Origin of the sequence: Limnohabitans sp. JirII-29 (genome assembly GCF_003063395.1) — a bacterium.
Classification (GTDB): Bacteria; Pseudomonadota; Gammaproteobacteria; order Burkholderiales; family Burkholderiaceae_C; genus Limnohabitans.
On record NZ_NESB01000008.1, the window covers coordinates 52934 to 67935 of the forward strand.

Annotated in this window: 5 protein-coding genes, 2 tRNA genes and 5 rRNA genes; 10 read left to right on the forward strand and 2 right to left on the reverse strand. The window is 52.6% G+C overall.

Going from position 1 to position 15002, the window contains the following annotated elements; genetic code table 11:
* The first annotated feature begins 101 nt into the window (after positions 1–101).
* From B9Z39_RS13025 to rrf (B9Z39_RS13055), 7 genes are all read left to right on the forward strand, one after another.
* Positions 102–2980, forward strand: a 23S ribosomal RNA gene (locus tag B9Z39_RS13025).
* Between the two features lie 132 nt (positions 2981–3112).
* A 5S ribosomal RNA gene (rrf, locus tag B9Z39_RS13030) occupies positions 3113–3225 on the forward strand.
* Between the two features lie 358 nt (positions 3226–3583).
* Positions 3584–5118 (forward strand): 16S ribosomal RNA (locus B9Z39_RS13035).
* A 99-nt stretch (positions 5119–5217) separates the two neighbouring features.
* Positions 5218–5294 (forward strand) — tRNA-Ile (locus tag B9Z39_RS13040).
* A 20-nt stretch (positions 5295–5314) separates the two neighbouring features.
* Positions 5315–5390: transfer RNA gene (locus B9Z39_RS13045), tRNA-Ala, on the forward strand.
* A 351-nt stretch (positions 5391–5741) separates the two neighbouring features.
* Positions 5742–8620: ribosomal RNA gene (locus B9Z39_RS13050) — 23S ribosomal RNA — on the forward strand.
* 132 nt (positions 8621–8752) lie between these two features.
* Positions 8753–8865 (forward strand): 5S ribosomal RNA (gene rrf / locus B9Z39_RS13055).
* Together the 16S, 23S and 5S rRNA genes with 2 tRNA genes alongside form the textbook arrangement of a ribosomal RNA operon.
* Positions 8866–8914: 49 nt before the next feature.
* Here rrf (B9Z39_RS13055) and B9Z39_RS13060 read toward each other — a convergent pair.
* Together B9Z39_RS13060 and B9Z39_RS13065 are read right to left on the reverse strand one after the other, a co-directional pair.
* Positions 8915–9856 carry an MBL fold metallo-hydrolase gene (locus B9Z39_RS13060; protein ID WP_233202649.1) on the reverse strand — a complete coding sequence of 314 codons (942 nt, stop codon included), beginning with the start codon at positions 9854–9856 and terminating at the stop codon, positions 8915–8917.
* Entirely contained in the window at positions 9834–11531 is a 1698-nt protein-coding gene (locus tag B9Z39_RS13065) for an AMP-binding protein (protein WP_108301999.1), read from the reverse strand. Before B9Z39_RS13065 ends, B9Z39_RS13060 begins: the two co-directional genes overlap by 23 nt.
* 175 nt (positions 11532–11706) lie before the next feature.
* Between B9Z39_RS13065 and B9Z39_RS13070 the strand changes: the two genes are divergently transcribed.
* From B9Z39_RS13070 to lnt, 3 genes are all read left to right on the forward strand, one after another.
* A complete protein-coding gene (locus B9Z39_RS13070) occupies positions 11707–12378 on the forward strand; it encodes a GNAT family N-acetyltransferase (RefSeq protein WP_108302074.1) in 672 nt (223 codons plus the stop codon).
* Between the two features lie 63 nt (positions 12379–12441).
* Positions 12442–13326, forward strand: coding sequence for an HlyC/CorC family transporter (locus tag B9Z39_RS13075; protein ID WP_100147205.1), 885 nt, complete (start codon positions 12442–12444; stop codon positions 13324–13326).
* Positions 13327–13331: 5 nt separating this feature from the next.
* The gene (lnt, locus tag B9Z39_RS13080) at positions 13332–14942 is read left to right on the forward strand and encodes an apolipoprotein N-acyltransferase (protein WP_108302000.1); all 1611 of its coding nucleotides are present in this window, start codon (positions 13332–13334) and stop codon (positions 14940–14942) included.
* Positions 14943–15002 lie beyond the last annotated feature (60 nt).

Consider the following 15002-nt stretch of genomic DNA (forward strand, 5'->3'; position numbering starts at 1 on the left):
TCGAAGGATTATTCACATTACGGCATAACGCGACAGGTGAGAGACCTGTCAAATCAGTCCTTGAAACAATTTTGATCTCGAAAGAGGTGTCAAAGTTATAGGGTCAAGTGACTAAGAGCATATGGTGGATGCCTTGGCGATGATAGGCGACGAAAGACGTGATAGCCTGCGATAAGCTTCGGGGAGCTGGCAAATTAGCTTTGATCCGGAGATTTCTGAATGGGGAAACCTACCCTGCAGAGGGTATCGCATAGTGAATACATAGCTGTGCGAGGCGAACCGGGTGAACTGAAACATCTCAGTAGCTCGAGGAAAAGACATCAACCGAGATTCCGAAAGTAGTGGCGAGCGAAATCGGAGAAGCCTGTTAGTGATAGCACAAGACTTAACGGAATGACCTGGAAAGGTCAGCTATAGAGGGTGATAGCCCCGTACGTGAAAAGACCTGTGTGGTACTAAGCTAACGACAAGTAGGGCGGGACACGTGTAATCCTGTCTGAATATGGGGGGACCATCCTCCAAGGCTAAATACTCATCATCGACCGATAGTGAACTAGTACCGTGAGGGAAAGGCGAAAAGAACCCCGGGAGGGGAGTGAAATAGATCCTGAAACCGTATGCTTACAAAAAGTAGGAGCCCGCAAGGGTGACTGCGTACCTTTTGTATAATGGGTCAGCGACTTACATTCAGTGGCAAGGTTAACCGAATAGGGAAGCCGTAGAGAAATCGAGTCCGAATAGGGCGAATTAGTCGCTGGGTGTAGACCCGAAACCAAGTGATCTATCCATGGGCAGGATGAAGGTGCCGTAACAGGTACTGGAGGTCCGAACCGACTAATGTTGCAAAATTAGCGGATGACCTGTGGATAGGGGTGAAAGGCTAAACAAACTTGGAAATAGCTGGTTCTCTCCGAAAACTATTTAGGTAGTGCCTCAAGTATTACCTGCGGGGGTAGAGCACTGTTTTGGCTAGGGGGTCATGGCGACTTACCAAACCAAGGCAAACTCCGAATACCGCAGAGTACAGCTTGGGAGACAGAGCACCGGGTGCTAACGTCCGGACTCAAGAGGGAAACAACCCAGACCGCCAGCTAAGGTCCCTAAAATTGGCTAAGTGGGAAACGAAGTGGGAAGGCTAAAACAGTCAGGATGTTGGCTTAGAAGCAGCCATCATTTAAAGAAAGCGTAATAGCTCACTGATCGAGTCGTCCTGCGCGGAAGATGTAACGGGGCTAAGCCAGTTACCGAAGCTGCGGATTTGCAATTTATTGCAAGTGGTAGGAGAGCGTTCTGTAAGCCTGTGAAGGTGCGTTGTAAAGCGTGCTGGAGGTATCAGAAGTGCGAATGCTGACATGAGTAGCGTTAAAGGGGGTGAAAAGCCCCCTCGCCGTAAGCGCAAGGTTTTCTACGCAACGTTCATCGGCGTAGAGTGAGTCGGCCCCTAAGGCGAGGCAGAGATGCGTAGTTGATGGGAAACAGGTCAATATTCCTGTACCGATGTGTAGTGCGATGTGGGGACGGAGAAGGTTAGCTCAGCAGACTGTTGGATATGTCTGTTCAAGCCTGTAGTCGTGCCTGGTAGGTAAATCCGCCGGGCTTAGATGAGGGGTGATAACGAGGAAGCTTGCTTCCGAAGTGAGTGATACCCTGCTTCCAGGAAAAGCCACTAAGCTTCAGCTACACACGACCGTACCGCAAACCGACACTGGTGCGCGAGATGAGTATTCTAAGGCGCTTGAGAGAACTCAGGAGAAGGAACTCGGCAAATTGACACCGTAACTTCGGAAGAAGGTGTGCCTTTAGTATGTGAACCTGTACAAGGGGAGCAGAATGAGGCCTCAGAGAATCGGTGGCTGCGACTGTTTAATAAAAACACAGCACTCTGCAAACACGAAAGTGGACGTATAGGGTGTGACGCCTGCCCGGTGCTGGAAGATTAAATGATGGGGTGCAAGCTCTTGATTGAAGTCCCAGTAAACGGCGGCCGTAACTATAACGGTCCTAAGGTAGCGAAATTCCTTGTCGGGTAAGTTCCGACCTGCACGAATGGCGTAACGATGGCCACACTGTCTCCTCCTGAGACTCAGCGAAGTTGAAATGTTTGTGATGATGCAATCTCCCCGCGGAAAGACGGAAAGACCCCATGAACCTTTACTGTAGCTTTGTATTGGACTTTGAACAGATCTGTGTAGGATAGGTGGGAGGCTTTGAAGCGTGGTCGCTAGACTGCGTGGAGCCAACGTTGAAATACCACCCTGGTGTGTTTGAGGTTCTAACCTAGGTCCCTTATCGGGATCGGGGACAGTGCATGGTAGGCAGTTTGACTGGGGCGGTCTCCTCCCAAAGCGTAACGGAGGAGTTCGAAGGTACGCTAGGTACGGTCGGACATCGTGCTAATAGTGCAATGGCATAAGCGTGCTTAACTGCGAGACTGACAAGTCGAGCAGATACGAAAGTAGGACATAGTGATCCGGTGGTTCTGTATGGAAGGGCCATCGCTCAACGGATAAAAGGTACTCTGGGGATAACAGGCTGATACCGCCCAAGAGTTCATATCGACGGCGGTGTTTGGCACCTCGATGTCGGCTCATCTCATCCTGGGGCTGTAGCCGGTCCCAAGGGTATGGCTGTTCGCCATTTAAAGAGGTACGTGAGCTGGGTTTAAAACGTCGTGAGACAGTTTGGTCCCTATCTTCCGTGGGCGCTGCAGATTTGAGGAAGCCTGCTCCTAGTACGAGAGGACCGGAGTGGACACACCTCTGGTGTATCGGTTGTCACGCCAGTGGCATTGCCGAGTAGCTATGTGTGGAAGAGATAACCGCTGAAAGCATCTAAGCGGGAAACTCGTTTCAAGATGAGATCTGCCGGGGCCTTGAGCCCCCTAAAGAGTCGTTCAAGACCAGGACGTTGATAGGTCAGGTGTGGAAGCGCAGTAATGCGTTAAGCTAACTGATACTAATTGCTCGTGCGACTTGACCCTATAACTTTGATTCAGAAATGATCAAGGAAGTTATGCCAAGTGACGCATTCAAAAATGGTCGAAAGACCACAAGCTAATTCCAAACTCTATGAATTCGTTGCCTTGACCTAGTCAAGGTGACAACAAGTTATGCCTGATGACCATAGCAAGTTGGTACCACTCCTTCCCATCCCGAACAGGACAGTGAAACGACTTAGCGCCGATGATAGTGCGGGTTCCCGTGTGAAAGTAGGACATCGTCAGGCTATTACAGCCCTCAGAACCCCCCACTCAGTGAGTGGGGGGTTTTGTCACCAGTACCCACAATTTGATTGCGGGCGTGTTTGGAAAGTAATTTTTATTTAAGTTAATTTCCCAAACAGTTGTGCAACGACAAAAAATCGTTGTATACTGCAAGGCTTCGCTGATCGCAGCTAAGTTACTCAAGAAGTTGAGTTAGATCCTTAAAAAAATACAGCCGATAAGCGTGGGCGTTTGATGGCGATTGCCAAGTTCTTCGGAACTAAGTCTTAATTGGCTTACAAACGCTCATGAGAATAGAAGTGAAGTTCACTTCAATTCCGTTTTTATGAGTTGCTCGAAAGAGCGAAAAAAATCAAGATCGAACTATAGAGTTTGATCCTGGCTCAGATTGAACGCTGGCGGAATGCTTTACACATGCAAGTCGAACGGCAGCACGAGGGTAACCTTGGTGGCGAGTGGCGAACGGGTGAGTAATATATCGGAACGTGCCCAGTCGTGGGGGATAACGTAGTGAAAATTACGCTAATACCGCATACGATCTATGGATGAAAGCGGGGGATCGCAAGACCTCGCGCGATTGGAGCGGCCGATATCAGATTAGGTAGTTGGTGGGGTAAAGGCTCACCAAGCCAACGATCTGTAGCTGGTCTGAGAGGACGACCAGCCACACTGGAACTGAGACACGGTCCAGACTCCTACGGGAGGCAGCAGTGGGGAATTTTGGACAATGGACGCAAGTCTGATCCAGCCATTCCGCGTGCAGGACGAAGGCCTTCGGGTTGTAAACTGCTTTTGTACGGAACGAAAAGGTTTCTCTTAATACGAGGGGCTCATGACGGTACCGTAAGAATAAGCACCGGCTAACTACGTGCCAGCAGCCGCGGTAATACGTAGGGTGCAAGCGTTAATCGGAATTACTGGGCGTAAAGCGTGCGCAGGCGGTTATATAAGACAGATGTGAAATCCCCGGGCTCAACCTGGGAACTGCATTTGTGACTGTATAGCTGGAGTACGGCAGAGGGGGATGGAATTCCGCGTGTAGCAGTGAAATGCGTAGATATGCGGAGGAACACCGATGGCGAAGGCAATCCCCTGGGCCTGTACTGACGCTCATGCACGAAAGCGTGGGGAGCAAACAGGATTAGATACCCTGGTAGTCCACGCCCTAAACGATGTCAACTGGTTGTTGGGTCTTCACTGACTCAGTAACGAAGCTAACGCGTGAAGTTGACCGCCTGGGGAGTACGGCCGCAAGGTTGAAACTCAAAGGAATTGACGGGGACCCGCACAAGCGGTGGATGATGTGGTTTAATTCGATGCAACGCGAAAAACCTTACCCACCTTTGACATGTACGGAATCCTTTAGAGATAGAGGAGTGCTCGAAAGAGAGCCGTAACACAGGTGCTGCATGGCTGTCGTCAGCTCGTGTCGTGAGATGTTGGGTTAAGTCCCGCAACGAGCGCAACCCTTGTCATTAGTTGCTACATTTAGTTGGGCACTCTAATGAGACTGCCGGTGACAAACCGGAGGAAGGTGGGGATGACGTCAAGTCCTCATGGCCCTTATAGGTGGGGCTACACACGTCATACAATGGCTGGTACAAAGGGTTGCCAACCCGCGAGGGGGAGCTAATCCCGTAAAACCAGTCGTAGTCCGGATCGCAGTCTGCAACTCGACTGCGTGAAGTCGGAATCGCTAGTAATCGTGGATCAGAATGTCACGGTGAATACGTTCCCGGGTCTTGTACACACCGCCCGTCACACCATGGGAGCGGGTTCTGCCAGAAGTAGTTAGCCTAACCGTAAGGAGGGCGATTACCACGGCAGGGTTCGTGACTGGGGTGAAGTCGTAACAAGGTAGCCGTATCGGAAGGTGCGGCTGGATCACCTCCTTTCTGGAAACTGCAATCTAAATTGAACGTCCACACTTATCGGTTGTTAGAGGGTTGTCGTCGATTGATCTCGGAAATTGCCGGGTAAATCGCGACCGGCTTGGGTCTGTAGCTCAGTTGGTTAGAGCACCGTCTTGATAAGGCGGGGGTCGTTGGTTCGATTCCAACCAGACCCACCATCACTTCTTAGTGAATCAATGGGGGATTAGCTCAGCTGGGAGAGCACCTGCTTTGCAAGCAGGGGGTCGTCGGTTCGATCCCGTCATCCTCCACCATTAAATTCAACAACAAAGTGGCTTCGTTGAGGCTATTTTGTTGTTGATCGGTATTGATCGATTAACTAGGCTGTTCTTTAAAAATTCATAGAGTCGAATTAGCGTTGCTGGCGGAAACTGTACATTCGTAAAGGTTTAGTACAGACCGTGCCGCCAGCGACATTTTTTGATTGCGTCAAAACGAATATTCAATTGTGTTGAAAAACATTTTGAAATTCAGTAATGACGAATTGTTCTCTCGATAGAAATATCGAAGGATTATTCACATTACGGCATAACGCGACAGGTGAGAGACCTGTCAAATCAGTCCTTGAAACAATTTTGATCTCGAAAGAGGTGTCAAAGTTATAGGGTCAAGTGACTAAGAGCATATGGTGGATGCCTTGGCGATGATAGGCGACGAAAGACGTGATAGCCTGCGATAAGCTTCGGGGAGCTGGCAAATTAGCTTTGATCCGGAGATTTCTGAATGGGGAAACCTACCCTGCAGAGGGTATCGCATAGTGAATACATAGCTGTGCGAGGCGAACCGGGTGAACTGAAACATCTCAGTAGCTCGAGGAAAAGACATCAACCGAGATTCCGAAAGTAGTGGCGAGCGAAATCGGAGAAGCCTGTTAGTGATAGCACAAGACTTAACGGAATGACCTGGAAAGGTCAGCTATAGAGGGTGATAGCCCCGTACGTGAAAAGACCTGTGTGGTACTAAGCTAACGACAAGTAGGGCGGGACACGTGTAATCCTGTCTGAATATGGGGGGACCATCCTCCAAGGCTAAATACTCATCATCGACCGATAGTGAACTAGTACCGTGAGGGAAAGGCGAAAAGAACCCCGGGAGGGGAGTGAAATAGATCCTGAAACCGTATGCTTACAAAAAGTAGGAGCCCGCAAGGGTGACTGCGTACCTTTTGTATAATGGGTCAGCGACTTACATTCAGTGGCAAGGTTAACCGAATAGGGAAGCCGTAGAGAAATCGAGTCCGAATAGGGCGAATTAGTCGCTGGGTGTAGACCCGAAACCAAGTGATCTATCCATGGGCAGGATGAAGGTGCCGTAACAGGTACTGGAGGTCCGAACCGACTAATGTTGCAAAATTAGCGGATGACCTGTGGATAGGGGTGAAAGGCTAAACAAACTTGGAAATAGCTGGTTCTCTCCGAAAACTATTTAGGTAGTGCCTCAAGTATTACCTGCGGGGGTAGAGCACTGTTTTGGCTAGGGGGTCATGGCGACTTACCAAACCAAGGCAAACTCCGAATACCGCAGAGTACAGCTTGGGAGACAGAGCACCGGGTGCTAACGTCCGGACTCAAGAGGGAAACAACCCAGACCGCCAGCTAAGGTCCCTAAAATTGGCTAAGTGGGAAACGAAGTGGGAAGGCTAAAACAGTCAGGATGTTGGCTTAGAAGCAGCCATCATTTAAAGAAAGCGTAATAGCTCACTGATCGAGTCGTCCTGCGCGGAAGATGTAACGGGGCTAAGCCAGTTACCGAAGCTGCGGATTTGCAATTTATTGCAAGTGGTAGGAGAGCGTTCTGTAAGCCTGTGAAGGTGCGTTGTAAAGCGTGCTGGAGGTATCAGAAGTGCGAATGCTGACATGAGTAGCGTTAAAGGGGGTGAAAAGCCCCCTCGCCGTAAGCGCAAGGTTTTCTACGCAACGTTCATCGGCGTAGAGTGAGTCGGCCCCTAAGGCGAGGCAGAGATGCGTAGTTGATGGGAAACAGGTCAATATTCCTGTACCGATGTGTAGTGCGATGTGGGGACGGAGAAGGTTAGCTCAGCAGACTGTTGGATATGTCTGTTCAAGCCTGTAGTCGTGCCTGGTAGGTAAATCCGCCGGGCTTAGATGAGGGGTGATAACGAGGAAGCTTGCTTCCGAAGTGAGTGATACCCTGCTTCCAGGAAAAGCCACTAAGCTTCAGCTACACACGACCGTACCGCAAACCGACACTGGTGCGCGAGATGAGTATTCTAAGGCGCTTGAGAGAACTCAGGAGAAGGAACTCGGCAAATTGACACCGTAACTTCGGAAGAAGGTGTGCCTTTAGTATGTGAACCTGTACAAGGGGAGCAGAATGAGGCCTCAGAGAATCGGTGGCTGCGACTGTTTAATAAAAACACAGCACTCTGCAAACACGAAAGTGGACGTATAGGGTGTGACGCCTGCCCGGTGCTGGAAGATTAAATGATGGGGTGCAAGCTCTTGATTGAAGTCCCAGTAAACGGCGGCCGTAACTATAACGGTCCTAAGGTAGCGAAATTCCTTGTCGGGTAAGTTCCGACCTGCACGAATGGCGTAACGATGGCCACACTGTCTCCTCCTGAGACTCAGCGAAGTTGAAATGTTTGTGATGATGCAATCTCCCCGCGGAAAGACGGAAAGACCCCATGAACCTTTACTGTAGCTTTGTATTGGACTTTGAACAGATCTGTGTAGGATAGGTGGGAGGCTTTGAAGCGTGGTCGCTAGACTGCGTGGAGCCAACGTTGAAATACCACCCTGGTGTGTTTGAGGTTCTAACCTAGGTCCCTTATCGGGATCGGGGACAGTGCATGGTAGGCAGTTTGACTGGGGCGGTCTCCTCCCAAAGCGTAACGGAGGAGTTCGAAGGTACGCTAGGTACGGTCGGACATCGTGCTAATAGTGCAATGGCATAAGCGTGCTTAACTGCGAGACTGACAAGTCGAGCAGATACGAAAGTAGGACATAGTGATCCGGTGGTTCTGTATGGAAGGGCCATCGCTCAACGGATAAAAGGTACTCTGGGGATAACAGGCTGATACCGCCCAAGAGTTCATATCGACGGCGGTGTTTGGCACCTCGATGTCGGCTCATCTCATCCTGGGGCTGTAGCCGGTCCCAAGGGTATGGCTGTTCGCCATTTAAAGAGGTACGTGAGCTGGGTTTAAAACGTCGTGAGACAGTTTGGTCCCTATCTTCCGTGGGCGCTGCAGATTTGAGGAAGCCTGCTCCTAGTACGAGAGGACCGGAGTGGACACACCTCTGGTGTATCGGTTGTCACGCCAGTGGCATTGCCGAGTAGCTATGTGTGGAAGAGATAACCGCTGAAAGCATCTAAGCGGGAAACTCGTTTCAAGATGAGATCTGCCGGGGCCTTGAGCCCCCTAAAGAGTCGTTCAAGACCAGGACGTTGATAGGTCAGGTGTGGAAGCGCAGTAATGCGTTAAGCTAACTGATACTAATTGCTCGTGCGACTTGACCCTATAACTTTGATTCAGAAATGATCAAGGAAGTTATGCCAAGTGACGCATTCAAAAATGGTCGAAAGACCACAAGCTAATTCCAAACTCTATGAATTCGTTGCCTTGACCTAGTCAAGGTGACAACAAGTTATGCCTGATGACCATAGCAAGTTGGTACCACTCCTTCCCATCCCGAACAGGACAGTGAAACGACTTAGCGCCGATGATAGTGCGGGTTCCCGTGTGAAAGTAGGACATCGTCAGGCTATTACAGCCCTCAGAACCCCCCACTCAGTGAGTGGGGGGTTTTGTTTTTTAGCGGTTAATAAGCTTACCGCTTGCGCAAATCAAAGCGCCGTTTTTTTCGAGACTCAGCAGTAGGCCTCGAAACCAGTTACCAAACGAAAGATTATTTGCATAGCGTTGCTGTAACAGCTTCAAATAATCGCAGTCCATTGCCCACTGCTCAAAATTCGCTTGCTCAACGGTCTGAAGTTCAAGTAGTTTGAATTTAAGCAGTACCTTGGCTGCGTAGTTGGCATGTTTTTCTGGGTCATCGCGAAAGCTGGCCAATCGTTTTCTTGCATTGACCAATGCCAATTGCACGTTTGTAAATGGCTCACCGTGACCGGGCAGCACAACCGTCACTTGAAGTGACGCAATCAAATCCAAAGTCTTCGCGACATCTTCAAAAGCTTCGATGCCTTCTATTTCTGGAAATACCACTCCAAAACCATTTTCCCAGAGCGCGTCAGCCGAGATCAAAACACCAGTTTCTTCGCAAAAAAGAACAATGGAATGCGGATCATGGCCTGGCGCAGCCAATGCCAACCACTCTTGATCCGATACGCTGAAACGCTCACCAGGGCGAATCACGTCTCGGGCTAAAAATTTTGGGCAATGCTGACCAGTGGGCGTATAGGTCAGCGCCGCGGGATCCCAATCAAATACAAAATTGGCGTGACCTGGAGGCACGAATGTTTCTGCCGCAGGATAGGCCTCTTGCAGCGCTGCGTTCCCGCCGCAGTGGTCACTGTGTAAATGTGTGTTGATGATGCGAGTCAGAGGTTGTGTTGCCAGACAACGCTGAACCAAGTCCAGCGTCTGTGCGCTGTGTGTCCAATAGCCTGTGTCGACTAAGACAGCTTGTTCGCTGTCCCTAAGCAGCACATTGTTGGATGACAGCCAGCCTCGTTGAAAAAAATTCAGTCCTGGCGGTAAGGTGAGATTTGATTTATTTATTTGTTCTGAGTTCACGACGCAGTACTTTTCCGACATTTGATTTGGGCAACTCATCGCGAAATTCGATGTGTTTTGGAATTTTGTATCCGGTGAAATTTTGACGACAAAAATCGGCCACATCCTCTTCAGTCAACGTGACATCGCTGCGGACAACGAACACCTTGATGGCTTCACCTTGTTTCTCATCCGGAACGCCAATTGCCGCACACTCCACCACGCCTGGACACAGAGAAATCACGTTCTCTAATTCATTGGGAAACACATTGAAACCGCTGACCAAAATCATGTCCTTTTTGCGATCAACAATGCGTGTGAAGCCTTTCTCATCCATCACGCCGATATCACCCGTTCGCATGAAACCATCCGAGGTAAACGCTCTCGCAGTTTCTTCCTCTTGCTGGTAGTAGCCGGTCATCACATTGGGACCTTTGATGCAAATCTCTCCGGTTGACCCGATGGCCAAACTGGCGCCGTCATCACCTTTGATGGCAATCTCAATGCCCGGCAAAGGCAGTCCGATTGAGCCACTGAAATGCGTTGCTGTGACCGGGTTGTTGGTGCCAATGGCACAGGTCTCGCTCATCCCCCAGCCTTCCACCATCGCGCAGCCCGTCACCTCTTGCCAACGTTTTGCCGTACCCTCTGATGCCGCCATCCCTCCTGCTTGAGACACGCACAAACTTGAAAAATCAAGTGACTGAAAATGCGGATGCAACAGCAACGCGTTGAACAAGGTGTTCACGGCAGGCAGCAAGTGAAATGGGCGTTTTTTAAGCACGTCCACAAACTTGTCGATGTCGCGCGGATTCGGAATCAACGTGATCTGTGCGCCCCAACGAATCGATAGCAAACACAGTGTGAGCGCGAAGATGTGATACAGGGGCAAGGCCGCAATGCAGTTGATATTTCGCACATCGCCTACGCGTGCCGTGGCAGGTGAGAACCAAGCGTCCGCTTGCAAAATAGCTGCCACGATGTTGCGATCAGTCAGCACCGCACCTTTGGACAAGCCCGTAGTCCCGCCTGTGTATTGAAGGAATGCCGTTGAATCCAAATCGCGTCCACTCGCTTTCAGCGTGCGTTGCATTCCTTCACTCAGAGCTTGCTTGAACGACACGATATGCCGTGCATGTCCTTGCTTGTCTTGACGCGGCAATTTGAAGGCGGGCACCATGCGCGCTAAGTGACGCACCGCAAACGTGATCCAGCGACCGAACCAGAAACCCAGCATGTCACCCATCGACGCAATCACCACGTTTTGAATGGGTGTGGCGTCAATCACCTCTTCCAGCGTTCGAGCAAAATTCTCCAAAATCACAATCGTGGTTGCGCCAGAATCGTTCAGCTGGTGGGCGAGTTCACGCGCTGTATACAGCGGGTTCACATTTACACACGTATACCCCGCGCGCAGCACAGCCGCCATTACCACCGCGAATTGGGGAATATTGGGCAACATGATGGCCACCCGTGAGCCGGGATCGAGCGCAAGCCCTTGAAGCCACGCGCCAAAAGCTGCTGACGCATGGTCGAGCTCTGCGTACGTCATCCATTGGTCCATGCAGACAGAAAAACGTGACGAGGCATTTTTCTTGAAAGACTCTTCCAACAAATGCGCCACCGAGTGATACTCCTCTGGTCGCACCGTATGGGGAACCCCTTGTGGGTAGGCCTTGAACCACGGTTTATCCATTGCGCTCTCCTTGATGGCGTATTGTGGATGTCGAAACGGACACACCTTATCGGGAGTGACCCCACAGCGATTACCGTGTCAGATTCATGCAAAGATTAGGGAAAACCCGTACAATTCAGGGATGACTCTTGTACACACATTGGCCCGCACGACCGTAGAAGCGGGTCGCCAACTGATGCGCATAACGGGTGTCCCACAAGGACTCAAGTCGGATACGGAGGGTGTGTTGATACCAATTTGTCCTTTGAACCCAGAGCACTTGCCCAAAATCAAGGCCCATTTATTGGCCTTGTCCGCGCATGATCGTTATTTGCGTTTTGGCTATGCGGCCAACGACGAACACATCACGCGTTACATCGAGGGGCTGAACTTTGACCGAGACGAAATCTACGGCATCTTCAACCGCAACCTCGACATTGTGGCGATGGCTCACTTGGCCCTGATGCAAACGCCTGGTCGTCCCTCCAGTGCCGAATTTGGTGTTTCCGTTCTGGCCTATGCGCGTGGCAGAGGTTATGGTGCGCGTCTCTTTGAGCGTGCCGTCATGCACGCACGCAACGAGAAAGTGTCGCAAATCTACATCCATGCCTTGAGCGAAAACGCGCCCATGATTCGGATCACGCGCAAAAGCGGGGCTACCCTTGAGCGAGACGGGTCTGAGACCGAAGCCTACCTGCGCTTGCCCAAACGCGATCTGGACAGCCGTGTCACCGAACTCGTGGTCGACCAATACGCCAAAGCCAACTACAGCATCAAAGAAGATGCCAAAAGGTTTTGGGACTTCTTGTCCAAAGTGCAAGAAATTCGCCAAGGCGTGCGCGCCGGCCGTCACCAGTCGGCGGAATAACGCCACCCCTCCTTGGGCTATGCTTGAGCCCTACCGACTCTCGCGGCTGTCAGCCGCACCACAGTGACCGATCCGCATTACCGAGACAGTGAGCCAGCCGACAAACGCAGTTACTGGCAGCGACTGATTGAATTCATCCATCCAGGTCCCGATTCGCGCGAAGAGCTGCTCGACGCCCTGTCCGATGCCGAAGACAACCGCGTGATTGGCGCTGAAAGCCGCGCCATGCTCGAAGGCGTGCTGCGCATGGCCGACCTGACCGCTGGTGACGTCATGGTCGCTGCCCCGCGCATGGACCTGATCGACATCGAGGCCTCGCTAGATGACACCTTGCACCAAGTCATCGACACCGGCCACTCACGCTTTCCCGTGTTCGAAAACGAACGCGACAACATGGTGGGCATCTTGCTGGCCAAGGACCTGCTCAAACTCCAGCGCTCCCCGACCTTGAATCTGCGCACCCTGTTGCGCCCCCCCGTCTTTGTGCCAGAGAGCAAAGGCCTCAACGACCTGTTGCGCGAATTCCGCAACACCCGTAACCACATGGCCTTGGTGGTCGATGAATTTGGACGTATCGCAGGCCTCATCACCATCGAAGACGTGTTGGAGCAAATCGTGGGTGACATCGAAGACGAGTTCGACCAGGCCGAAGATGCTGGCGACATCTTTGCCTTGGCAGACCGCACCTACCGCGTCAGCGGTGACACCTCCATCGAACGTGTCACCGAAGCCTTTGACCTAGTGCCCACGCGTCAAGATGAAGACGCTGCCGAGGACAACAAGTTCGATACCATCGGGGGCTTCATCGCCCATGCCATGGGCCATGTGCCACGCCGTGGCGAGCACTTTGACTGGATGCAGTTGCGCTTTGAGGTCTTGCACACCAAAGCCGGCGCCGTGAAGTGGTTCAAGGTCTACCCCGTCGCTCTCAAAGAATCCAAGCCCTGAACCGCATGCACGCCAGCTCGCGCCACACCCCGCAGCGGCTTGGTCGCGTTGTGTTCTTGCTTGTTTTGGGTGTTGCCCAAGCTTTCGCCATGGCATGGCCATTTCCCGGCGCTTGGCAAGGGCACTCCTCAGGCTGGTTGCAACTGCTCAGCCTGAGTGGTTTTGCCATGCTGCTGCAACGTAGCGATACCGCCAAGCAAGCGTTTGGGTGCGGTTGGTGGTTTGCCTGTGCTTGGCTGGGTGGCAGCATTTGGTGGCTTTACATCTCCATGCACGTGTACGGCGGCATGCCTGGCGGCCTGGCGGCGCTGGCCGTTTTCTTGTTGGCGGCTGGCTTGGCGCTCTTTTACGCCGCCGCCAGTTGGGCATACCACCGCCTGTGCGCCGCAGAGGCCGGCGTTATGTCGCGCGCGTTGACATTCTCTGCCTTATGGCTATTGGCCGAACTCACGCGCGGCACCTTGTGGACTGGTTTCCCCTGGGCTGCAGCGGGCTATGCCCACGTGGACAGCGTCTTGCGCGAATGGGCCCCCTGGGTGGGTGTGTATGGCTTGAGTGCCATCAGCGCTTGGTTGGCCATGCTGCTGGCCGCTTCATGGCATGGCCCCCGTGGGGCCCGTCCCACATGGCGCAGCGTCACCTGGTGGCTGACGATAGGTTGCGCGTTGGTGGGGACCTGGGTGGCCTCGCCCTTGCGACATTCCGGCATTGAATCAAACCAACGCAAACCGGCACTCACCATCACCTTGTTGCAGGGCAATGTGCCGCAAGACCTCAAGTTTGGCGAAGGCGTAGGGCTAGCCTTGCACGACTACCGCGAAGCCTTGCTGCACAACACGTCAGACCTCATCGTCACGCCCGAAACAGCCGTGCCCTTGTTGCGCGACTACTTGCCCGATGGGTACTGGCCACTCTTGCAACAGCGCTACGCCCAGGGCCAGCAAGCGGCCTTGATCGGCCTGCCGCTCAGTGCGCCAGACGACACAGGCGTGCACCGCTACACCAACTCAGCGCTGGCCTTGTTACCCGGCGCCGCGGCAGACGCCTACCGCTACGACAAACACCACCTCGTCCCCTTTGGTGAATTCGTACCTCCCATGTTCCGTTGGTTCGTCCAACTCATGCACATTCCGCTGGGCGACTTCTCCCGTGGCCAAGTGGTGCAACTGCCTTTGCTGTGGCATGGCGAGCGCATCGCACCCAACATTTGCTTTGAAGACTTGTTTGGCGAAGAGCTGGCGCAAAACTTTGCCAACCCGGAGACATCCCCCACCCTGCTGCTCAACCTCAGCAACATCGCCTGGTTTGGCGACACCGTGGCCATTGACCAGCACTTGCACATCTCGCGCATGCGCACCCTCGAACTGGGCCGCCCCATGCTGCGCGCCACCAACACCGGCGCCACCGCCATCATCAACGCCCAAGGCGTGGTCACACACCGACTGCCCAGCGGCGTCAAAGGCGCGCTCACGGCACAGGTGCTCGGGGTCGATGGTCCCGCCACCCCCTATGCCCGCTGGGTGTCTGCCTGGGGTCTGTGGCCCTTGGTTGTGTGGGCCGGGTTGGTCTTGTCTGCCGTGGCTTGGCGAGCGCTCCGCAAGTCGCCACGTAAGTAGCAAGCAATAGCCACTGACACAGCCGCAAAAAGCGCCGCTTCGCCCCGTAAAATCAAGGGT